The sequence below is a fragment of the Microlunatus sp. YIM B11417 genome, assembly GCF_059617205.1.
Window position 1 is genome coordinate 1,631,925 of record NZ_JCAMPJ010000001.1, and the last position, 20,184, is coordinate 1,652,108.

At 71.5% G+C, this 20,184-nt stretch carries 19 protein-coding genes; 9 read left to right on the forward strand and 10 right to left on the reverse strand.

Features of this window, described 5'->3' with window-relative positions:
- The first annotated feature begins 24 nt into the window (after positions 1-24).
- The 5 genes from AC6CCG_RS08140 to AC6CCG_RS08160 are packed head-to-tail and all read left to right on the forward strand — an operon-like array spanning position 25 to position 4,840.
- On the forward strand, positions 25-858 hold the full coding sequence (locus tag AC6CCG_RS08140) for an amidohydrolase family protein (RefSeq protein WP_496653987.1): 834 nt from the start codon (positions 25-27) through the stop codon (positions 856-858).
- Between the two features lie 2 nt (positions 859-860).
- Positions 861-1,874, forward strand: coding sequence for a Gfo/Idh/MocA family protein (locus AC6CCG_RS08145; protein ID WP_496653988.1), 1,014 nt, complete (start codon positions 861-863; stop codon positions 1,872-1,874).
- Positions 1,871-2,410: a Gfo/Idh/MocA family protein gene (locus AC6CCG_RS08150; protein ID WP_496653989.1), complete on the forward strand. Its 540-nt coding sequence runs from the start codon at positions 1,871-1,873 to the stop codon at positions 2,408-2,410. Before AC6CCG_RS08145 ends, AC6CCG_RS08150 begins: the two co-directional genes overlap by 4 nt.
- Positions 2,411-2,412: 2 nt before the next feature.
- Positions 2,413-3,279: a fumarylacetoacetate hydrolase family protein gene (locus AC6CCG_RS08155; protein WP_496653990.1), complete on the forward strand. Its 867-nt coding sequence runs from the start codon at positions 2,413-2,415 to the stop codon at positions 3,277-3,279.
- Positions 3,280-3,286: 7 nt separating this feature from the next.
- A complete protein-coding gene (locus tag AC6CCG_RS08160; RefSeq protein WP_496653991.1) occupies positions 3,287-4,840 on the forward strand; it encodes an N-acyl-D-amino-acid deacylase family protein in 1,554 nt (517 codons plus the stop codon).
- Here AC6CCG_RS08160 and AC6CCG_RS08165 read toward each other — a convergent pair.
- Entirely contained in the window at positions 4,824-5,297 is a 474-nt protein-coding gene (locus AC6CCG_RS08165) for a GNAT family N-acetyltransferase (RefSeq protein ID WP_496653992.1), read from the reverse strand. The two genes, AC6CCG_RS08160 and AC6CCG_RS08165, sit on opposite strands and share 17 nt — an antisense overlap.
- 41 nt (positions 5,298-5,338) lie before the next feature.
- On the opposite strand from AC6CCG_RS08165, the gene AC6CCG_RS08170 reads away from it, so the two are divergent.
- The gene (locus tag AC6CCG_RS08170; protein WP_496653993.1) at positions 5,339-6,064 is read left to right on the forward strand and encodes a hypothetical protein; all 726 of its coding nucleotides are present in this window, start codon (positions 5,339-5,341) and stop codon (positions 6,062-6,064) included.
- Between the two features lie 98 nt (positions 6,065-6,162).
- Positions 6,163-6,963, forward strand: coding sequence for a nucleotidyltransferase domain-containing protein (locus AC6CCG_RS08175; protein ID WP_496653994.1), 801 nt, complete (start codon positions 6,163-6,165; stop codon positions 6,961-6,963).
- On the opposite strand, the gene lhgO is transcribed toward AC6CCG_RS08175, so the two are convergent.
- From lhgO to AC6CCG_RS08190, 3 genes are read right to left on the reverse strand one after another with little or no spacing between them, the layout of a single operon-like run.
- Complete coding sequence (gene lhgO / locus AC6CCG_RS08180) at positions 6,960-8,153, reverse strand: L-2-hydroxyglutarate oxidase (RefSeq protein ID WP_496653995.1); 1,194 nt, start codon at positions 8,151-8,153, stop codon at positions 6,960-6,962. The two genes, AC6CCG_RS08175 and lhgO, sit on opposite strands and share 4 nt — an antisense overlap.
- A gap of 28 nt (positions 8,154-8,181) precedes the next feature.
- Entirely contained in the window at positions 8,182-8,988 is an 807-nt protein-coding gene (locus AC6CCG_RS08185) for an SDR family NAD(P)-dependent oxidoreductase (RefSeq protein ID WP_496653996.1), read from the reverse strand.
- A 2-nt stretch (positions 8,989-8,990) separates the two neighbouring features.
- Positions 8,991-9,902 (reverse strand): aldo/keto reductase, encoded by a 912-nt coding sequence (locus AC6CCG_RS08190; RefSeq protein WP_496653997.1) that lies wholly within the window; start codon positions 9,900-9,902, stop codon positions 8,991-8,993.
- A 118-nt stretch (positions 9,903-10,020) separates the two neighbouring features.
- Here AC6CCG_RS08190 and AC6CCG_RS08195 point away from each other — a divergent pair, with 118 nt between their 5' ends.
- Complete coding sequence (locus tag AC6CCG_RS08195; protein ID WP_496653998.1) at positions 10,021-10,968, forward strand: glycoside hydrolase family 20 protein; 948 nt, start codon at positions 10,021-10,023, stop codon at positions 10,966-10,968.
- 12 nt (positions 10,969-10,980) lie between these two features.
- Here AC6CCG_RS08195 and AC6CCG_RS08200 read toward each other — a convergent pair whose 3' ends face one another.
- The 6 genes from AC6CCG_RS08200 to AC6CCG_RS08225 form a co-directional block, all read right to left on the reverse strand.
- Positions 10,981-11,994 (reverse strand): sugar-binding transcriptional regulator, encoded by a 1,014-nt coding sequence (locus AC6CCG_RS08200; RefSeq protein WP_496653999.1) that lies wholly within the window; start codon positions 11,992-11,994, stop codon positions 10,981-10,983.
- Between the two features lie 40 nt (positions 11,995-12,034).
- Positions 12,035-12,700: an aspartate/glutamate racemase family protein gene (locus AC6CCG_RS08205; protein WP_496654000.1), complete on the reverse strand. Its 666-nt coding sequence runs from the start codon at positions 12,698-12,700 to the stop codon at positions 12,035-12,037.
- A 39-nt stretch (positions 12,701-12,739) separates the two neighbouring features.
- Complete coding sequence (locus AC6CCG_RS08210; RefSeq protein ID WP_496654001.1) at positions 12,740-14,728, reverse strand: glycoside hydrolase family 127 protein; 1,989 nt, start codon at positions 14,726-14,728, stop codon at positions 12,740-12,742.
- Positions 14,722-15,987 carry a four-carbon acid sugar kinase family protein gene (locus AC6CCG_RS08215; protein WP_496654002.1) on the reverse strand — a complete coding sequence of 422 codons (1,266 nt, stop codon included), beginning with the start codon at positions 15,985-15,987 and terminating at the stop codon, positions 14,722-14,724. The genes AC6CCG_RS08210 and AC6CCG_RS08215 overlap by 7 nt, the downstream gene beginning before the upstream one ends.
- Positions 15,988-16,009: 22 nt before the next feature.
- Complete coding sequence (locus AC6CCG_RS08220; protein ID WP_496654003.1) at positions 16,010-17,257, reverse strand: RuBisCO large subunit C-terminal-like domain-containing protein; 1,248 nt, start codon at positions 17,255-17,257, stop codon at positions 16,010-16,012.
- 99 nt (positions 17,258-17,356) lie between these two features.
- Positions 17,357-18,799 carry a M81 family metallopeptidase gene (locus tag AC6CCG_RS08225; protein WP_496654004.1) on the reverse strand — a complete coding sequence of 481 codons (1,443 nt, stop codon included), beginning with the start codon at positions 18,797-18,799 and terminating at the stop codon, positions 17,357-17,359.
- 100 nt (positions 18,800-18,899) lie between these two features.
- Here AC6CCG_RS08225 and AC6CCG_RS08230 point away from each other — a divergent pair, with 100 nt between their 5' ends.
- On the forward strand, positions 18,900-20,174 hold the full coding sequence (locus AC6CCG_RS08230) for an aspartate aminotransferase family protein (protein ID WP_496654005.1): 1,275 nt from the start codon (positions 18,900-18,902) through the stop codon (positions 20,172-20,174).
- Positions 20,175-20,184: the final 10 nt, after the last annotated feature.

Consider the following 20,184-nt stretch of genomic DNA (forward strand, 5'->3'; position numbering starts at 1 on the left):
CCAGCCACAACCGAACAGGAAGCGATGATCGACGTTCACACCCACTGCCACCTCAGCAAGCACTGGGGCCCGGAGTGGGAGACCAACTGGAAGCCCGTCTACGGTCACGACTACGAGGAGAAGACGCCCGCCGAGTTCGACGCGGCGATGAAGGAGGCCGGCGTCGAGCTCGCGTTCACCTTCGGACTGCGGGCCACCCGGGCCGGCGTGGACACCCCCAACGAGTACGTCGAGTGGTTCTGCGCCAACACCGAGACCCCGACGGTCGGCTTCATGGCGCTCGACCTCAGCGACGACGACGTCCTTGATCAACTCCAGGACGGGATCGCCCGCGGGCTCGGCGGGATCAAGCTCTACCCGGTGCTGGCCCACTTCGATCCACGGGACACGAAGCACGATCCGGTCTACGCGGCGGCCGAGGCGGCCGGCTTGATCATCCTCTGGCACATGGGCGCGACGCCGAGCCCGGAGGGCCGGCTCGACATCAGTCAGCCGCTGGTCGTCGACGAGGTCGCCCGGCGACACCCGGGACTGAAGCAGATCATCGCGCACATGGGCCATCCGTGGCAGCGCGAGACGATGGTGATCTGCCGCAAGAACCGCAACGTGTTCACCGATGTCTCGGCGAGCTGGCACCGTCCGATGGACGGCTACCTTGCCCTGGCCAGGGCCCAGGAATGGTCGGTGGTGGACAAGCTGCTGTTCGGCTCCGACTACGCGCTGTGGACGCCGGCCGACGCCGTCGCCGGACTGCGCTCGATGGCCGCCACCCGGATCGAGGGGATGCCGGCGATCAAGAACGAGACGCTGGAATGGCTGCTGGACGGCGATCCGCGGCCCGCGCTGGGGCTGGCGTGATCATGACCGCACCCACCAGAGTCATCGTCGTCGGCTCGGGCTTCATCGCCGGCGAACACCTGTCCGCCCTGGACCAACTGCCGGACGCCGAGGTGGCCGGCATCGTCGATCTCGATCCCGGCCGGGCGGCCGCGGCGGCGAAGGCGGCCGGCGGGGTGCCGTGGGCCGTTGATCTTGGTACGGCGATCGCCGACTGGTCGGCCGACGCGGCGATCGTCTGCACGCCGAACCACACCCATCCGGCGATCGGGCGGGTGCTGGCCGAGGCCGGGGTGCATGCCTTGATCGAGAAGCCGCTGGCGATCATCCCGGCCGCGGCCGCCGAGCTGGTGGAGCTCTTCGAGGACCGCGGGCTGGTGCTGTCGGCGGCACACACCCACCGCTACGCACCGTACGCGCGGGCGGTCCGGCAGGCGATCGTCGACGGCGCCGTCGGCCGGCCCCTGCAGGCCCGGATCACGCTGCTCGGCGGCTGGATCTGGGGCGACTGGCGGAACTGGCAGATCGACCGCGGCCGGTCCGGCGGGCACGCGCTGCACAACGGCGTCCACCTGCTCGACCTGGTCACCTGGTGGCTCGGCGACACCCCGACCCACCTGCACGCTCACGGGCGCAAGCGCGCGGCCGCCGATCTCGAGGTGCACGACTACCTGATGATCACCGTCGGCTACGCCTCGGGCGCGTCCGCCGTCTGCGAGATGAGCCGGGCCAACCAGCCGCGCGCCATCGGCTACCGGGAGGTGTTCGTGCAGGGCGACGGCGGCACGCTGCGGCTGCCCTGGGACAACGAGGGCCTGCTCTCCTGGGGCCACGACGGGACCCGCTCGGTGCCGGCCGGGCCGAGCCCGTTCCTGGCCCAGGCCCGGACCTGGCTGGCTGCGGTCCGGGGTGATCAACTCGAGGAGGAGCCCGTGACTGGCCGGACCGGGCTGGCCGCGGTCGTCCTTGGCGACGCCGCGGAACGCTCCCTGGCGAGCGGGACCATGATCAGTCTCGAGGGTGAGGGAGCGCGATGAGCGGCAGGCTGCTGGTGCGGACCGATCCAGGGGTTCAGCGAGTCGCCGCGGCGGTCGTCCGCGGCGACCTGGGACTGCCGTGGTCGGTGCAGGCCGAGCTGGTGCGACGGGGCCCGGGTGACGAGACGCTGGGCGGGTTGCTGGCGGGGGCGGTGGATGCCGTCCGGTTCGTGCTCGGCCTCCAGGTGCGTACGGTCTCGGCGCGCTGCACCGGGTCGCTCGACGATGATCACGGGGTGCTGACCGCGACCTTGACCTTCGACCACGAGGTCGGGGCGTCGCTCACGGTGAGCCGGATCGCCACGCCCGGGCTGGACGAGGCCCGGTTGCGGGTGATGGGCAACGAGGGCGTCCTGGCCGCTGACCTGACCCGGCCGGCGGTTCTGGTCGACGGTGGGGCGCGCCTGCTGGCGTACGGTCCGACTGCCGCCGAGCCGGAGCTGGAGCCGGCCGACGCCGACGCGGTGACCGGGGTCGTCGACGCGGCCCGCCGGTCGATCACGGAGAATGCCGTCATCAACCTGGAAGGAATCTGATCATGCGATTCGTCACCTACCGCCGGGACGGCGAGCTCTACCACGGTCGGCTGGCCGGTGATCAACTCGACGCCGGGGTGATCGAACTCGGCTCGGGCGATCTGCTGAGCGTTCTGGAGGGCGAGGGCCTGGCCGCCGCCGGGCAACGGTCCGGCCCGGAGCGGTCGGCGGCGGAGATCACGCTGACCTCGCCGCTGCTGCGGCCGCCGAAACTGCTCGCGGTCGCCGCCAACTACGCCGACCACATCAAGGAGGGCGGCGGCACGCCGATGAACCCGGCGCGCGCCACGCCGCGGCTCTTCCTCAAGCCGTCGACCGCGATCACGGGCCCGTACGACCCGGTCACGCTGCCCAAGATCTCCACCCGGAACGACTGGGAGGTGGAACTCGCCGTCGTGATCGGCGAGCGCTGCCGCGACGTCCCGCTGGACCGGGCGCTCGACGTGGTCGCGGGCTATGTCACGGCCAACGACGTGTCCGCGCGCTCGATCGAGCCGGGCTTCGAACGCGACGAGGAGCACGCGCACCCGTTCTTCGACTGGCTGCTCGGCAAGTGGCCGGACGGCTTCGCGCCGCTCGGCCCGTACCTGGTCACGGCCGACGAGGTGCCGGATCCGCAGGATCTGGACCTGGTGCTCGAGGTCGACGGCACGGTACGGCAGCAGGGCTCGACCAAGGACATGATCTTCGGTGTCGCCGAACTGATCGCGTTCGCGTCGTCGGTGATGACCCTGGAGCCGGGCGACGTGATCGAGACCGGGACGCCGGACGGCACCGGCGCCGCGATCGGCGTCTTCCTCAAGCCCGGCGAAGTGATGACCGCCCGGGTCGGCAACCTGGGCGAGCAGCGGACACCGATCCAGGGCTGAGCCGAAGATGATCTTGGACGGGATGGTCGTCGGCGGTTGGCTCGTCGACGGCACCGGAGCGGAGCGTCGCCGGGTGGATGTCGGCTGGCGCGACGGCCGGATCGTGGCCGTCGGTGATCTTGGCGCCGCATCGGCCGAGCAGCGGATCGACGCGGACGGGCTGGTCGTCGCACCCGGCTTCGTCGACCTGCACGGGCACTCCGACCTGTCCGTCCTTGATCATCCCGCCGGCACCAGCAAGATCAGGCAGGGCGTGACCACCGAGGTCGCCGGCAACTGCGGGCTCGCGGTCGCTCCGGTTGCGGCCGACGCCGTGGCCGGGGTGCGCGGTCTGCTCGGCATTGTCGAGGAGCCGGACGTGCCCTGGTCCTGGTCCGGGGTCGGCGAGTACCTGGCCCGCGTCGAGGAGAACCGACCGAACCTCCGGATCGCCTTGCTGGCCGGGCATCTGGCGATCCGGGCCTCCGTGGTCGGGCTCGAGCAGCGGTCGCCGAACCCCGACGAGCTGGCGGCGATGTGCGGGCTGGTGCAGCAGGCGCTGGACGAGGGCGCGGTCGGGCTGTCGCTCGGCCTGATGTACCCGCCGAGCGCGTACGGGAGCGTCGAGGAGCTGACTGCCCTGGCCGAGGTGGTCGCCCGCAACGATGCGGTGCTGACCGTGCACATGCGCGACTACGGTGGCGGGCTGCTGGAAGCGGTACGCGAGGCGCTGACGATCGCCGAGCGGTCCGGCTGCCGGCTGCAGATCTCCCACCTCACGGTCGCCGGCCGGCGCCACTGGGGCTCCGTGCCCGCCGCGCTGGCCGAGATCGACGCCGCTGCCGAGGCCGGGATCGACGTGGCGGTGGACTGCTACCCGTACCTGGCCGGCAGCACCAACCTGTCCCAGCTGGCGCCGCGCTGGGCCATGGACGGCGGCCAGGACGGGCTGCACGCGCGGCTCGCCGATCCGGAGCTCCGGACCAAGATCGTCGGCGAGATGAGCGATCCCAACGTCGGCTGGGACGAGGTCCTGATCGGCCTGATGCCGGGCCGTCCCGAACTGGCCGGTCGGACCGTCGCCGAGATCGCGGCGGCGACCGGGCAGGCGCCGGAGACGGCCGCCGTCGACCTGCTCGCCGTCGCCGACCCGTCGATCATCGCCTTCGGCCGCTCCGAAGACGATCTTCGTGCGGTGCTGACCCACCGGCTGAGCATGATCGGCTCCGACGGCCTCGCCGTCGACCCCGACCGGCGTGATCGCGGCCTGCCGCACCCACGCTACTTCGGCGCCTATCCCGGGCTCTTTCAGCGCTACGTCCGCGAGGAATCCCTGCTGAGCTTGGAGGACGCCGTCCGCCGCTGCACGTCGGCACCGGCCGCCCGGGCCGGGCTGACCGACCGGGGCCGGCTCGCCCCGGGGCTGCTGGCGGACCTGGTGATCTTCGACCCGGACACGATCACCGAACGCTCCACGTACCTCGATCCCTGGGCGGCCCCGGAGGGCATCGCCAGGGTCGTCGTCGGCGGCCGCACGGTCGCCGTGGACGGCGCCGTCGAGCCGGTCAACCCGCCGTCCTGATCAGCTCGAAACTCAGCAGCGGCAGCGGTCGTCCGGGAATCGACCCGGACGGAACCTCCCCGATCCTCGTCGCCCCCATCGCGAGATAGAAGCCCTCCGCCCGCGGTTCCGCCTCGATCCTGAGCCTCCGGAACCCGAGCCCGCGGGCGGTTTCCGCGGCATGCTCGAAGAGCCGACGGCCCAGCCCGGTCCCGATCGCTCCCGGCTCCACCCAGAGATTGCCCAGTTCACCGTCGGGCGGCTCGCCATCGAGACTGGAGAACCCCAGGACCTCGCCCGCGGCGTCGGCGACGGTGAAGCGGCGGGCGGTCAGATCGGCCGTCGTGAAGGTCAATTCGGACCGGCAGGCTTCGAGGAACGCCGCGGTGTAGCCCCAATGCCCCTTGGCCCGCAGCGCGAGCTCGCCCAGGAGCGCCGCCTCGTCCGCGCGTGCCGGCCGCAGCCGTACCGTGTCCACGGGTCCATGGTGGCACCGGAGGACTCGACTAACGTTTCGGCATGACCGACGAAGCTCAGTTGAGCGCTGCACTCACGGCGGCACGGGCCGCCCACGTCGCGGCGACGGAGGCCCTGGCACGCGCGGAGGCCGCTGCCGCGGAGGCCGGGATCAAGATCGACGACGCCGGTGCCGAGCTGCGGGTGCAGCGGCTCAGAATCGTCGAGCCGGACGGCCGGACCCGGATGATCATCGGCAATTCGACCTTGTCCCACACGGCCCCGGTCCGCGGTCGCGATGTCGAGCATCCCGGCCGGGGGAGCCTCGGCGGCATCCTGTTCTGCAATGACGAAGGCACCGAAGCCGGCGGTCTGATCTATGCCGGCGGCACGGTGGACGGGGTGCCGCGGCAGCTGGGCGTCTGGACCGTGGACGACTTCGAGCAGAACGAGGGCTTCCGCCTCGGCGCCGCACAGGAGGGCGAGGCGCGGACCAAGTGGATCGAGTTCGCCGACCAGCCGTACTTCTCCGCCGCCGACTTCCTGGAGGAGGCTGAAGGCAGGACCGGGGCCGAACGGGACGCGATCGCGCAGCGCTACTGGCCGGACGGAGCCAGCGGCGACGGCATCCTGCGGATGCGCTTGTCCCGCGAAGCCGACGGCACGGTGGCGCTCTCGCTGCGCGACGGCGAGGGGACGGAGCGGATCAGGCTGGCGGTGACCGCCGACGGGTCTTCCAAGATCACGACCACGGCCCCCGACGGCACCGTCAGGTCCCTGATCCCCTAGCCACGACCTCGGGTCCGGAGCCTTCGCGCGCCTCGTCTGGGCCGCGGTCACCGAGCGCGCCGTCGGGGCGGCCTGACCCGGTCGCTAGAGTCACGGCCATGGCGGACGTGCGCGCTCTCGTTGATCACTACGTCGACCTGCTGTCCAGGTTGCCCGGGGTGCGAGCGGTCCTGGTGGGCGGTAGCCTCGCGCGTCAGGCGGCCGATCGCTGGAGCGACCTCGATCTCATGGTCGTCGGTGCGGACGGCGTCAGTCCGGCAGAGCTCGCCGACGCCGCGCTGGTGGCCGTGTCCACCTCGGTCGACGAGCCGCTGCTGGCGATCCGCCGGGACGGTGATCACCACTGCCTGCTCAACCTGGTCCTGCCGCCGTGGACCCGGATCGACATCAGTGTGACGGACGATCAGCAGCCCGGTGGGCCGCGGATGCCGCTGCGCCAGGTGTACGGCGACCACCTCGAACTCACGCCACCGCCCGAGGGGGTTGGAGTCGATCTTGGTGCCGCGGCCGCGGTGGTGGCCCAGCTGGTCCGCGTCTACGGCCTCGCCCCGGTGGTGCTGGGCCGCGACGACCTGATCACCGCGCTGCAAGGCTGCCACCTGATCTGGGGCGAGCTGGTCAACCTGTGTCTCCTGGTCGATCCCGAGACCAGTCGGATGGGTGCCCTGTCGAAGGCGCGCCGGCTCCTGCCCGAGCATCGCGAGCTGCTGCTGTCGCTGCCGGCCATCGGTCCCGACCGGGCGGGCATCATCGCGTTCCACGAGGCGGCCTGGGCTGCGCTGCTGATCATCACCGGATCGGGACCGCTGGCCGCCGTGGACTGGCCGCCGCAGCGGACTCTGCAGCACCTGCAGTCCTGGCTCGACGAGACCCTGGGCCTCGCGATCGGACTTCCCTAGGCGCAGGCGGCGTCGACGATCTCCCGGGCGATGGCGAGGCTGGCGGTCGCGGCCGGTGACGGAGCATTGCGTACGCAGACGACGCGGCCCGCCCGGCTGATCCGGAAGTCGTCGACCAGCGAGCCGTCGGCGTCCATGGCCTGCGCCCGGATCCCGGGCGGGGCGGGTTCGAGATCACGAACTCGGAGCTCGGGCAGATAGCGGCGGGCGGCGCGGGCGAACAGCCGCCGGCTGGACGAGCCGGCCAGCTCGCGGATCCCGGTGGCCCAGTTGCGGCGGGCGAATCGGCGGAAGCCCGGCCAGCGGAGCAGCGACAGCAGTTGATCACCGGTCACGTCGCGGCGCCGGTAGCCTTCCCGGGCCAGGGCGAGCACGGCGTTCGGGCCGACCAGGACCCGACCGTCCACGCGACGGGTCAGATGTACGCCCAGGAAGGGATAGCGCGGGTCGGGCACCGGGTAGATCAGACCGTTGACCAGGCCTGCCCGGTCGGCCCGCAGCACGGCGAACTCGCCGCGGAACGGCACGATCACCGGATACTCCTGATCACCGGCGAGCCGGGCCAGCCGATCGGCCTGCAGCCCGGCGCAGTTGATCACCCGGTGGTAGCCGCCGAGCTCCTCGCCGCCGAACACCCGGACCTCGTCGCCCACCTCGGTGAAGCCGGTCACCGTGACTCCGGTCCGGAGTTCACCGCCCGCGTCGGTGACCTCGCCGAGGAGGGCCCGGGTGATCGCGCCGTAGTCGGTGATCGCCGTGCTGGGGGAATGCAGGCCGGCGATGCCGGCGGCGTGCGGTTCCAGCTCGCGCAGGCCGTCGGCGTCGACCAGCCGCACGCCCGGCACCCCGTTGGCCCGGGCCCGCTCGAAGATCGCCGCCATCCGTTCCCGATCCTGGTCGGTCAGCGCGACCAGCACCTTCCCGACCTCCTGGTACGGCAGCCCATGATCAGCGCAGAACGCCTGCAGCAGCGCAATGCCCGACCGGACCAGCCGCGCCTTCGCCGAGCCGGGCGGATAGTAGAGCCCGGCATGCACGACGCCGCTGTTCCGCCCGGTCTGGTGCAGCGCCGGTTCGGCCTCCTTCTCGATCACCGTGACCCGGGTCGCCGGATCGCGCAGCAGCAACTCCCGCGCCACGGCCGCGCCGATGATGCCGGCGCCGATCACGGCCACCCGTTGGATCACCATGCCACCCAGTCTGGCGTACCGAAGCGGACTACCAGGCGGTCCAGCCGCCGTCGACCACCAGTTGGGTACCGGTGACGAAACTCGCCGACGGTGAGGCGAGGAAGACCACCGCACCGGCGATCTCGGCGGCCCGGCCGACCCGGCCGAGCACGGTGCGCCGACTCAGCCGGTCGAGGAACTCCGGGTGGGCACCCTGCCCGGCCGGGTTGGGGAACGGCCCGGGGACGACCGCGTTCACGGTGATCCCGTCCGGGCCGAAGCGGACCGCCTGGAACCGGACCAGCTGGGCGATGCCGGCCTTGGCCATGCCGTAGTCGACCGGGTTGATCGGCAGCCCGTCCGGATAGTTGGCCGGGTCCGGGCTGACCGTCCCGTACATGGAACCGAAGAGGATGATCCGTCCGCCGCGTCCCGCGCCACGCTCCTTCATCACCCGGGCCGCCGCCCGGCTCACCGCCAGGGAGCCGGTCAGGCTGACCCGGTAGCCGGCCTCGAGGTCGTCGGCGCCGATCTCGTCGTACCCCTTGCCGCTGTGGAACGCGGCCAGGTTGACCACGACGTCGAGTCGATCATGGTCGCACCCGATCTCGGCGGCCTGCGCGTCCACGGCGTCGACGTCGCCGATGTCCAGGCCTCGCCCGGCGGCGCGCAGCCCGTCACCGGTCAGCGTCGCCGCCAGCGCCTCGGCCCGGTCCGGTGCGGCGTCGGCGATGATCACCTGGGCGCCGTGTTCGGCCAGCGCCCGGGACACCTCGCTGCCGAGCAGCCCGGCGCCGCCGACCACCCAGGCCACCTGCCCGGACAGGTCGAACCGGTGGAGTCGTGAATCGGTCATGATCATCCTTTCCAGCGGGACGGGTCGACGAGGTCGAGCGGGCCGGCCGGGAGCTCGGCGCGCAGCCAGTCGATCTCGGCCAGGCTGAGCGGAGTCCTGGCGACCAGGCGTGCCGTGTCGACGATCTGCTCGGCCGACCGGGCGCCGACGACCACGGCACCGACCCAGACATGGCCGAGCACGTAACCGAGGGCAAGATCACGAAGGCTCTCCCGGCCCAGTGCCTGGCAGGCCGCGCGCAGTCGCTCGGCGAGCACGGCGGGATCGCCGGGACCGGGCCAGGCGCGGGCCAGCGGATCGACGAGCATTCCCTGCAGGTACGTGGATCTGGCCGCGATCACCACCTCCGGCCGGGACCGGATCGCGGCGACGACGGACGGTTCGCACCAGCGCCGGTCGAGCAGGTTGTACGGCAGCTGGACATGACTGAGGCCGGGCACTTCGAGCGCTTCGAGGAGTTCGTCCGGGGCGCCGACGGAGACGCCCCACTCGATGATCACCCGGTCGGCGCGGAGGGCGTCCAGGATCGTCACGGCCCGCCCCGCGCCGGCCCGCAGATCGCGGGCACGGTGCAGCAGCACCGTGTCCACCGCGTCGGCCCGCAACGCCGCGAAGGAACGTTCCAGGCTGTCCCGGACGGCCCGCTCCACGGCATCCGGAGCGGACTCGGCGTCGAGCTCGGACAGCGGCCGGATCTTCGTGATCACCGCCGGCCCGTCCCGGCCGTCGCGGACGCGCCCGAGCACGGCCTCGCTGTCGCCGTAGGCCCGCGCGGTGTCGATCCCCCGGGCGCCGACGGCGACCGCGGCCTCGTACCACGCCTCGGCTTCCGGCGCGGACGGCGGCTCCCGTCTCGCTCCGCGTCCGTACGCCTGCCCCAGCTGGGCGGCGCCGATGATCAACCGCTCCGGCACCCGATGAACGTAGGGAGCGCATCTTTCCATGTCAACGGCTGGTCAAGCGGCTTTGCACATTGATACCGTGGTTGCGTTCTGTGAAACGACCGCCCGCTCTGGGCGAAGGAGTTCTGAGATGCCCGAACCACTGATCTGGGCCAATCTGCTGCACCTCAGTTACAACATGTGGCTGGATACACCCGGCGATTCACCGATCTCGTACTCGCCGGACCTGCGCTGCGACGACGACCTCTGGGCCGAGCTGACCCAGCGGATGGCGGACGCCGGCTTCACCATGATCGTCATCGACCTCGGCGACGGCGTGCAGTACGCGTCGCACCCGGAGATCGCGATCAAGGGTGCCTGGAGCCTCGGCCGGCTGGAGGAGGAGCTGGGCCGGCTCCGCGGCCTCGGCCTGGAGCCGATCCCGAAGCTCAACTTCAGCGCCTGCCACGACGCCTGGCTCGGCGAGTACTCGAAGATGGTCTCGACCAAGCTCTACTACGAGGTGTGCGCCGACCTGATCGACGAGGTGGCGCAACTCTTCGGCCGGCCGCGCTTCTTCCACATCGGCATGGACGAGGAGGCGGCGAGCTACCAGCGGAACATGGAACTGGCGATCATGCGCCAGCACGATCTCTGGTGGCGTGACCTGCTCCGCTTCGCCGACGCGGTGGACCGGAACGGGTCCCGGCCGTGGATCTGGTCCGATCATGCCTGGCGGCACCCGGAGCCGTACTACGAGAAGATGCCGAAGTCGATCATCCAGAGCAACTGGTACTACAGCGCTCCGTTCGCCTCGGACGAGTCCGGCCGGCCCCGCGAGGTCGAGGGCGATGATCGCTACCTGACGTACCTCGATCTGGACGATCACGGCTACGACCAGATCCCCACCGGCAGCAACTGGACCGTGCCGGAGAACTTCGGGCGGACCGTGGACTTCTGCACCGAACGGCTGGATCCCTCACGCCTGCTGGGTTTCCTGCAGACGCCGTGGCATCCCACGCTGCCCGAGTTCCGTGATCATCAACTGGAGGCGATCGACGTCGCGGCGAAGGCGATCAAGAGCCACACCGCCACCTGAGTTCGTCGAAGGCTAGGCGTCGACCAGGCGGCGCGCGGTGAAGTGGTCGGTGACCAGGACGTTGATCCAGCCGCCGGCCGCCGCCGCCCGGATCGCGTCCACCTTGCCCGGGCCGCCGGCCACGCCGATCCGGCGTGGCACGGCGCGCAGTTCGTCCGGGCCGATGCCCAGCACCCGGTCGGTGAGCCGGGCGTCGACCAGGTCGCCGGCGGCGTCGAAGAAGTTCAGGCAGACGTCGCCGACGGCGCCGAGCTTGATCAACCGATCAAGATCACGTTGCGGCAGCGCGGTGCCCCAGGACGCCCGCAGCGGCGACGGCTTGGCCGAGCCGATGCCGACCAGCGCCATGGTCAGGCCGCTCCAGGCGGCCACCGCCTCGGCGATGTACGGATCCAGCAGCAGCCCGTCCCGGACCGCCTTGCTGGCCACGACTCCGGGCGCCGGCAGATAGACCGGCTCGCCGCCGGTCAGCTGGGACAGCCGGTCGGTCAGCCGGGTCGCCCGGACCTGCATCGCCGGGTTGCCGACCGCGCCGAGGGTCTGCACGACGACCTCCGCGCCGCCGGTGGTCACCGGTCCGAGCGCGTCGACCATCGCGAACAGCGAGGCCGACCGGGAGGTGATGCCGATCCGTTCGCCGCTGCGCAGGGTTCCCTCGAGGTAGCTCGCGGCGGCCGCGCCCAGCGACGACAGCACGCCCGCCTCGCTGTCCGACGCTGCTTCGGCGACGACGACGTCGCGCAGGGCGAACGTGGTCCGCAGCGCCTGCTCCAGTTCCGGATACAACCCGGGCGGGGAGGCCACCACGGTACGGACGATGCCGAGTCGGGCCGCCTCCTTGAGCATCCGGGACACCCGCGACTGGGTCATGTTCAGCCGCTCGGCGATCTCCGGCTGCAGCAGGCCTTCCTCGTGATACATCCGGGCCGTCTTGACCACCAGGGACAACCGGCCGACGGCGACCGGCGGCGCCGTGGCCGCCGACGAGCTCATCGCCGTCCCGTCGTCCGCCGAGTTCCCGCGCATGCCGGTACGGTAACAGCGCCGGACCCGCCGGTTCGGGAGTTCACGGGGTCGCCCGGTCGAGAGTTCCGACGACCTCGGCCGCGCGCCGGACGCCCAGCTCCGGGCTGGTCAGCACCTCGACACCGACCTGGACGGTCGCGGCCGCGCCGGCCATCGAGGCCTGGGCGAGGACGATCACGTCGTGCCCTGCGGCCAGTTCGGTGATCGCGGCCCCGACCAACCGGTCGTGCCCGGCCTGGTCGCCGGAGCTGACTGCCTGGAACGCCCCGTCGACGACCCGCTCGGTCAGGGCCACCGGCCGCCCGGCCAGCTCGGCCCGTTCCCGCAGCAGGGCCGCGGTCGGGCGCAGCGTGGTCGGCAGGGTGGCGATCACGGCGATCCGGGTCCCGCCGGCCACGGCCCGGTCGGCCATCGCCTCGTCGATCCGGAGCACCGGGACGCCCAGCCGCTGCTGCAGGTCGGCGGCGAAGCCGGAGATCGAGGAGCAGGAGAAGATCACCGCGCCGGAGCCGGCCTCGACGGCCGCCCGGCCGAGCGCGTGCAGCCGGCCGGCCACGTGCGTCGCCTCGGCGTCCCGGCCGAGGTCGGTGACGATCTTGTCGTCCAGCAGGTGCTGCACCTCGACGTCCGGCAGGTGGGTCCGGGCCAGCGCGGCGAACGTCGGGATGACGACGGCGCCGGTGTGGATGAAGGCGATGCGGGTCATGATCAACTCCAGGGTTGCTGCTTGACAGAGGAAACCGGACTACCAGGCCAGCGCGTTCCAGACCGACATCTCGCCCGGACCCCGGTTCCCCCAGAGTCCGTACGGCACCAGTCGGACCGGCAGCGGTTCCGGATCGGTCGGCACCAGCTCCCCGTACAGGGAACCGGGCCGCACCTGGTCGGGCCGGCGCAGCGCCGTGGCCGTGAGCAGGACGTGGCCGGCGAAGATCCCGGTGCCGGCCTCCTCGGCCCATTCGACGGTACGGGGCAGCAGCACCGACTCGATCCCGACTCCGGTCGGCAGGTCGGCGCTCTCCAGGCAGTAGACGACCGGTCCGCGGACCACGGCGACCTGACCGGCGGCCTCCTCGACGAAGTGGTGCGCCGTGATCATCTTCGGGCGCAGCGGTATCCGTACGGTGATCGTCGCGGCGTCCCAGTCCCGGTCGACCACCGCGTAGCCGTTCTCGACGGAGTCGATCTTGGTGCCGTCGACCTCGACGGTCGTTCCCGGCGCCCAGCCGGGCACCCGGAGCCGGATCGTGCCGCGGGCCGGCCGCTCGGCTGTGACGGTGATCGTCACCGTGCCGTCGGCCGGGTAGGCGGTCTGCTGGTGCAGGGTGACCGGCACTCCGTTCAGTGTCGCGGCCGCGTGTCCGGTCAGGTACTGGTGCACCCAGATCCCGTTGTCCGCTTGAGAATACGCGTAGTACGGCAGCTCGGCGATGAACCGGGCGATGTTCGGCGGACAGCAGAAGCAGTGGTTCATGTACTCCTGCCGGCCGCGCCGGTCGGACGGCGGGACCACGGTGCCGCCGGGGTCGCCGGCCCGTCGCAGCGGGTACGGCAGCCCGCGCACCTGGCGCAGCGGATTGGTGTAGAAGTAGCTCTTCCCGTCGGCGCCGATCATGGCCGGCAGCGCGTTGTAGATCACCCGCTCGATCTCGTCGGCGAACCGGGCCTCACCGGTCAGCAGCAGCAGCCGCCAGGCCAGCATCAGATACCCCAGGGAGGCGCAGGATTCGTTGTACGCGGTCGTCTGCGGCAGCTGGTACGGACGCCCGTAGGCCTGGTGCGTCTTGGTGATCATGGAATAGTCCTGGCCGGCGTCCGGCGAGGCCCCGTCGTAGAGCGCGCCGCAGCCGCCGGTCAGGTACAGCTTGCTGGACACCAGGTCGTCCCAGATCGCGTACAGGGCGGTGATCAACTCCGGATCGCCGGTCTCCAGGGCGACGTCGGCCATCCCGGCGTAGAGGTAGTTGGCGCGGACCGCGTGCCCGACGGCCTTGCGCTGCTCCCGTACTCCAAGGACGTCCTGGTTGTCGTCGCCGCCCTCGGATCCCTTGCCGCCGTGCAGTTCGAGCAGCCGCTCGGCCAGCCTCAGGTATTGCTCATCGCCGGTGGTCCGGTACAGCTCGACCACGCCCATGTAGTGCGACGGGCAGGTGTTGCAGCGGGCGATCGCGGCCGGGTCGTCGGCGCAGGTCTGCTGCAGGTAGCCGGCGACCTTGATCGCCAACCGCAGGTAGTCGTCCTTGCCGGTGACCCGGTGGTGAATGCAGGCGAGGTTGATCAGGTGGCCGAAGTTGTAGGTCTCGAAGTCCATCGTCTCGGCCAGCGGCTGGACGGCCGGATCGCTGCGCCGGGCCACGGTGGTCTTCGTCTGCAGGTAGCCGTCGGGCTGCTGCGCGGCGGCGATCGCGGCCGCGCCGAGGTCCAGCCACTTCTCCAGCCGCGGATCGCCGGTCTCGGCCAGGATCGCGGTGGCCGCCTCCAGCCACTTGTAGAAGTCGCCGTCCATGAACGGCGGGCCCTGCCGGTCGCCGTCGGCGGTGCCGGCCGCGATCAGGAAGTTCTGGTATGCATGGGAGATCGCCGGGTCGAACATGATCGAACCCATCGTCGGGATGGTCACCTCGATCGCGCGCTCGCGCAGCCGGGCCAGCGGCGAGCCGCCCTCGATCGAGCAGGCCGCGGGCGGCAGCGAGGTCATCAGCGCGTGCCGGCTGGCGTGGGTGTCGGTCAGCATGGAACGTGGGGCCTTCCCTGTCGTACGTCCTCGAACACGTCGGCGGTGCCCATCTGACCGCCCTTCAAGATCACCTCGAACGAACCGGAGGCGCGCGTGGCACGACAGAACGCGAGGTTGCCCCACGGTTCTGCCTCGATGATCAACTCCCGGACGCCGAGCCGGCGCAACAGGCTGCCCGAGGTGTCCCCGCCACAGCAGAGGATCCGGGTCTCCGGCACTGCGTCCAGCGCCGCGGCGGCGACCTCGGCCAGCCGGTCGGCGACGCGATCCGACGGCTCGACCCGGTCCCGGGACAGGGTGTGCACGACCACCGGGACGCCGGAGCGGTGCAGGGCGACGGCGCGTGCGGAAACCCCGTCCTGGAACAGATCCAGCTCGTGCCAGCCGGCCCGTACCGCGGTCCGGAGCTGCTCGCGGGTGCGCGGCGACGCGCTGCCGCTGAGGGCCAGGGTGCGGTCCGGCGCGGGAGACACGGCGGTGGGCTTCGACAGGCTCAGCCCACGTGACTCCGATCCCTGAGCCTGTCGAAGGGCACGCCCGATCCCGAGACTCAGCCCGCCGGAGCCGATCATGAACCGCGGCCGCGTCGGCTCGGCCAGGACGGCGGCCGCGATCCGTTCGAGGTGATCATCGGTGAGCGCGTCGAAGATCACGGCCGCCTCGGGTGCGGCCTTGATCAGGTTCGCCAGCCGGGCCGGGTCGGCGTACTCGGTCCAGGGCACCGAGCCGACCGACAGCCAGGTCTGCCGGCCGATCAGCCGGGCCAGGTCCGCCTCGGCGATCGGCGTGACCGGGTGGTGCGCCATGATCGGATGCCGGTCCAGCCGGTGCACCCGCTCGCCGTCGGAGGCGAAGTGCTGACCGAAGACCGTGTAGCGGCCGAAGTCCGGCTGGGCGAACAGCAGCGGCACCGGCAGCGACGGGAACAGCTGCCGGCCGATCTCCAGCACCCGGCCCAGGCTGCCGATCTCCGGCGAGGAGTCGGCCGTCGAACAGGCCTTGTACTGCACCACCCGCGGGTCGAGGTCGCGCAGCCGGACGAGCGCCGGCGCCACTTCGGTGGCGAGATCGTCGGCCGGCAGCGCACGGGCGATCCCGGCGATGCCGACGACATCCCGGCCGGCGAGATCGGCCGAGCCCGGCCGAAGGGCGTCCGTACTGGTGAGCAGGACGCCGTCCAGCCCGGCCCGGCGGTACTGGAGCAGGGCGTCGACGGACCCGGTGAAGTCGTCCCCGTAGAACCCCACGCGTGTCATGGGCCGAGCCTCGCGCGCGTCATCAGCGGCGTCCGAACGTCTCGAGCGCGGTGGCCAGCTCGGCGTCCCGGCCGGCGCGTTGATCAAGGTCCTCGCCGGTCAGTGCGGCATCCCAGGCCGAACGCATGGCCCGGACGCCGGCGCCCGGTCCGGCCGGGTGGCCGTGGATGCCGCCGCCGGCCAGCACCAGCAGATCGGCCGTCCCCACCATCGCGTACGTCGCGTGGGCCAGGCCGGGCGACTGGCCCGAGGACAGCACCGGCAGCGTCGGGTAGCCGCCGAACAGCGGCGCCCGGACCGCGGCGATCGAGGCGACGACCTGATCATCGGTCTCGTAGAACTTGTTGGAGATCCCGTTGGTGTGCAGGTGATCGGCGCCGGCGAGCCGGGCCAGCTTCTGGAACGCGACGAAGTCGAGCCCGAGCTGCGGCGACCGGGACAACGCCCCGAACATCGCCCGGTGACCGTGGATCGGCAGTTCGGAACGTTCCCGGAGATACTGCAGCCCGGCCAGCCCGACGGTGGTCACGCAGATCATCACGCAGCGGCCCCCGGCGTCCCGGACGAGATCATGGTTCGAGGCTAGCCGGGAGATGTCGTCGGTGATGTTGAAGGCATACATCGGCAGCCGGCCGGTCCGGTCCGCCACCCGCTTCAGGGCGCCGGTGACCACGGCGACCCGCTCGGCCAGCGGCAGGTGGGGCGGGTTGCCCTGAAGTTCGTCGTCCTTGATGAAGTCGATCCCGGCCTCGGCGAGCTCGGTGACCAGCGCGGCCAGGTCGTCGGCACCGAGCCCGACGCTGGGTTTGACGATGGTGCCGATCATCGGCCCGTCCGGCCGGTCCATCAGCTTGCGGGTGCCGTCCACGCCGAACGCCGGGCCCGGATAGACCTCGGCGAAGGCGTCCGGCAGGTCGAGGTCGACCAGGCGGAGCGCGCCGACCTCGCGCAACTCGAACAGGTTGCCGGCGACCGCGGCGAGCAGATTGGGCAGCGACGGGCCGAAGTTCCGCAGCGGGAAGTCGATCATGACCCGGGCCCGGCGGGCGCGGCTCCAGTCGCCGGTGGCGCCGGGCAGCGGGGGACGGCCGCTCGGCGGCAGCTCCTCGATCGCGGCGACGGTCGCGCGGTGCCGCAGCTTCAGCTCGGCAGTCTCCCGGGCGACCGCGACGAACGTCCCGCTCGACTGCTCGCCGGCCATCACCTCGGCCGCCTGCTCGAGGGGCAGGGCCGTCTCGATCTCGTAGATCGCCCGCACCAGCTCCGTCACCTGAGTTCGACCTCCGCCGACTGTACATGCACACTCGCATTTTCATGCATGAAGCGGGCAGGAAGCAAGTGCTCGGGCCGATCGGGCGTTTCGAGCGGGTCAGTGGGTGAGCGGCAGCCGGGAGAGATCGGCGTCGCACGGGCCGGGCGTGGCGGCGTCGACGAAGCGCTCGGCGATCGGGGACCAGCCGGCCCGGATCGCGGCCGCGCCCTTCAACAGTGCGATCCGGTACGTGCTCGGGTCGAGACCCAGTGAGCGGAACAGTTCCGGGTCGTTCGGCTGGATCGGCGTCGACTGCAGGATGAGATCGAGCGTGCCGATCCTGATCGCCGCGGCGTCGCCCATGCCGACCTTGGCGCCGGTGGCCATCGGTCCGGTGTTCACGAAGCTGCCGTCCGTCACCGACCGCACGGTCGCCTCGACCGACACCGGGGTGCCGGAGCTCGGACCGGACCGGCCGCCCAGTTCCAGGGCGAGGGCCGCGCCCACTCCGGCCCGGTGGGCCGCCGCCGCTGCCTCGGGGTCCCACAGGGTGCCGGTGATCGGTACCTCGGGATGATCAAGAGCGAGCCGCAGCAGCCAGGTGCCGTCACCGGGCGACCCGCCGTTGATGTTGTCACCGGTGTCGGCGATCGCCACCAGGCCGGGGCCGGCCAGGGCGTCGGCGAAGGCCTCGGCCGGCGACGGCAGTTCTCGTACGAACGTTCCGAGCAGGGGCTCGGCGAACGCCGCGAGGTCGGTGACCGCGGCCTCGGCCAGGTCCCGGCAGCGAGCGTCCGCCGTCGCCGAGAACCCCATCCCGAGGTGGGGCACGTCCGCATAGGCGTAACCGGCGTGCACGGTGACGTCGAGCAGGCCGTACTCCGACTCCAGGGCCCGGGCTCGGTCCATGATCAACCGCAACGGCCGATCCGCGGTGGCCTGGCTGGACGGGATGGCTCGGCAGTCCAGCCCGCGGTGGGCGCGGGTCAGGGTGATGCCCTCACGGAGCACTCGGCCCATGATCAACGCCGCATCGCGGCCGCGGTCGTACGTGTCGACATGCGGGTTGGTCCGGTAGCCGATCAGGGCATCCAACTCCGCCAGTCGGCCGGTCCGGACGTTGGCGTGCAGGTCGGTGACCGCGATGATCGGGCGGTCGCCGAGGCGGTTCCGGAGCAGGCTGACGATCGTCTGCTCGGCGTCGGGGTGACGATCCGCGACCAGGGCGCCGTGCAGCTCGAGCAGAACACCGTCGACCGCACCGGCGTGATCGAGTTCGGTACGGATCCCGTCGATGATCACGTCCATGGCCTCGGCGGTGACCAGTCCGGCCGGCGTGGCGTACGCGCCGAAGACGCCGATCACGTCCAGCCCGGCCTCGGCGGCTCCGGCCAGGAAGCCGCCGCCGACGGTGCGCGTCCCGGCGAACTCCTCGACCCACGCGGACCCGCGCAGCAGCCCCCGGCGGCGGAACGCGGTCAGGCCGGTCGGCAGCGGCGAGTAGGTGTTGGTCTCATGGAAGACGCCGATCGCGGCGATCCGCGGGCGAGGCTGGTTCACGGTCCGTCCTTTGGTTCCGACTGCTGGTAGGGTAACACCGCCAACAGAAACTCTGGTCCCACTGTATGAAAACCAGGCGGACGGAATCGAGGGAAAGATCATGAACTCGCGGACCGACGACCGGAGCCGGGCGCTGCGTGCCCGGGCGGTCGAGCTGACGCCCGGCGGCGTGCACTCGAACGTCCGGATGACCAGCCCCTCGGTCTTCTTCGATCACGGCAAGGGTGCCTGGCTGTGGGACGCGGACGGCAACGACTACGTCGACTACCTGCTCGGCCAGGGACCGAACTTCCTCGGCCACGCGCACGACGAGGTGATCGGCGCGGTGGGGTCGGCGATGCGCCGCGGCGGCGTGTTCGGCTCCCAGCACGTCCTCGAGAACGAGGCCGGTGAGATCTTCCTGGACAGCATCGGCTGGGCCGAGCGGGTCCGGTTCGGCGTCTCCGGTACGGAAGCGGACCAGGCCGCCCTGCGCCTGGCCCGGGCGGCGACCGGGCGGACCAGGTTCGTCCGGTTCGAGGGGCACTACCACGGCTGGCTGGACAACGTGTTGATCAAGACCGTCGACGGTGTCACCGGCCCGGCCAGTGAGGGGCAGTTGGCCCATCACCTCGACGACTCGATCGTGCTCGGGTTCAACGACCCGGCCGCACTGGCCGACGCGTTCGACCGGCACGGCGACGAGATCGCGGCGGTGATCCTGGAGCCGATGATGTGCAACAGCGGCGCGATCCCGCCCCAGGACGGTTATCTGCAACGGGTTCGCGAGCTGTGCACCGAGCACGGCGCGGTGTTGATCTTCGACGAGGTGATCACCGGGTTCCGGCTGGCACTGGGCGGCGCCGCCGAGCGGTTCGGGGTGACGCCGGACCTCGCCGTCTACGGGAAGGCGATGGCGGGCGGCTGGCCGGTGTCGGCCCTGGCCGGCCGGGCCGACCTGATGGACCGGTTCGCCGGCGGGGTCAATCACTCCGGCACCTTCAACTCCTCGGTGCCGGCCTGCGCCGCCGTCACCGCGGCGCTGACCGTGTTGCGGCGCGAGGCTCCGTACCAGGCGATCGAGGAGCACGGCGCCGAGCTGATCGACGGGATCCGCAAGCTCGGTGTCGATCATGACCTGCCGCTGCGGGTGCAGGGACTGCCGATGGCCTTCCACGTCGGGTTCGGCGATCCGGACCCGGTCGTCGACGCCGCCGGGTTGGCCCGGCTGGACCTGCAGCGCTATGCGGACCTGGTGCCGACGCTCGTCGATCATGGAATCTGGGTCGCGCCGCGCGGGATCTGGTACGTCTCGGCGGCACACGGCGAAGCCGAGTTGGCTGCCGTCCTGGAGCGCCTCGATGCCGCCCTCACGGCCGCCGGAGCCGCCCGGTAGACTCGCCGGC

Excerpts from the sequence above, each read along its gene's own strand:
- AC6CCG_RS08140 (WP_496653987.1), top strand. The coding sequence starts at position 25 with ATGATCGACGTTCACACCCACTGCCACCTCAGCAAGCACTGGGGCCCG.
- AC6CCG_RS08145 (WP_496653988.1), top strand. The coding sequence starts at position 861 with ATGACCGCACCCACCAGAGTCATCGTCGTCGGCTCGGGCTTCATCGCC.
- AC6CCG_RS08150 (WP_496653989.1), top strand. The coding sequence starts at position 1,871 with ATGAGCGGCAGGCTGCTGGTGCGGACCGATCCAGGGGTTCAGCGAGTC.
- AC6CCG_RS08155 (WP_496653990.1), top strand. The coding sequence starts at position 2,413 with ATGCGATTCGTCACCTACCGCCGGGACGGCGAGCTCTACCACGGTCGG.
- AC6CCG_RS08160 (WP_496653991.1), top strand. The coding sequence starts at position 3,287 with ATGATCTTGGACGGGATGGTCGTCGGCGGTTGGCTCGTCGACGGCACC.
- AC6CCG_RS08170 (WP_496653993.1), top strand. The coding sequence starts at position 5,339 with ATGACCGACGAAGCTCAGTTGAGCGCTGCACTCACGGCGGCACGGGCC.
- AC6CCG_RS08175 (WP_496653994.1), top strand. The coding sequence starts at position 6,163 with ATGGCGGACGTGCGCGCTCTCGTTGATCACTACGTCGACCTGCTGTCC.
- lhgO (WP_496653995.1), bottom strand. The coding sequence starts at position 8,153 with ATGGTGATCCAACGGGTGGCCGTGATCGGCGCCGGCATCATCGGCGCG.
- AC6CCG_RS08185 (WP_496653996.1), bottom strand. The coding sequence starts at position 8,988 with ATGACCGATTCACGACTCCACCGGTTCGACCTGTCCGGGCAGGTGGCC.
- AC6CCG_RS08195 (WP_496653998.1), top strand. The coding sequence starts at position 10,021 with ATGCCCGAACCACTGATCTGGGCCAATCTGCTGCACCTCAGTTACAAC.
- AC6CCG_RS08200 (WP_496653999.1), bottom strand. The coding sequence starts at position 11,994 with ATGCGCGGGAACTCGGCGGACGACGGGACGGCGATGAGCTCGTCGGCG.
- AC6CCG_RS08205 (WP_496654000.1), bottom strand. The coding sequence starts at position 12,700 with ATGACCCGCATCGCCTTCATCCACACCGGCGCCGTCGTCATCCCGACG.
- AC6CCG_RS08210 (WP_496654001.1), bottom strand. The coding sequence starts at position 14,728 with ATGCTGACCGACACCCACGCCAGCCGGCACGCGCTGATGACCTCGCTG.
- AC6CCG_RS08215 (WP_496654002.1), bottom strand. The coding sequence starts at position 15,987 with ATGACACGCGTGGGGTTCTACGGGGACGACTTCACCGGGTCCGTCGAC.
- AC6CCG_RS08230 (WP_496654005.1), top strand. The coding sequence starts at position 18,900 with ATGAACTCGCGGACCGACGACCGGAGCCGGGCGCTGCGTGCCCGGGCG.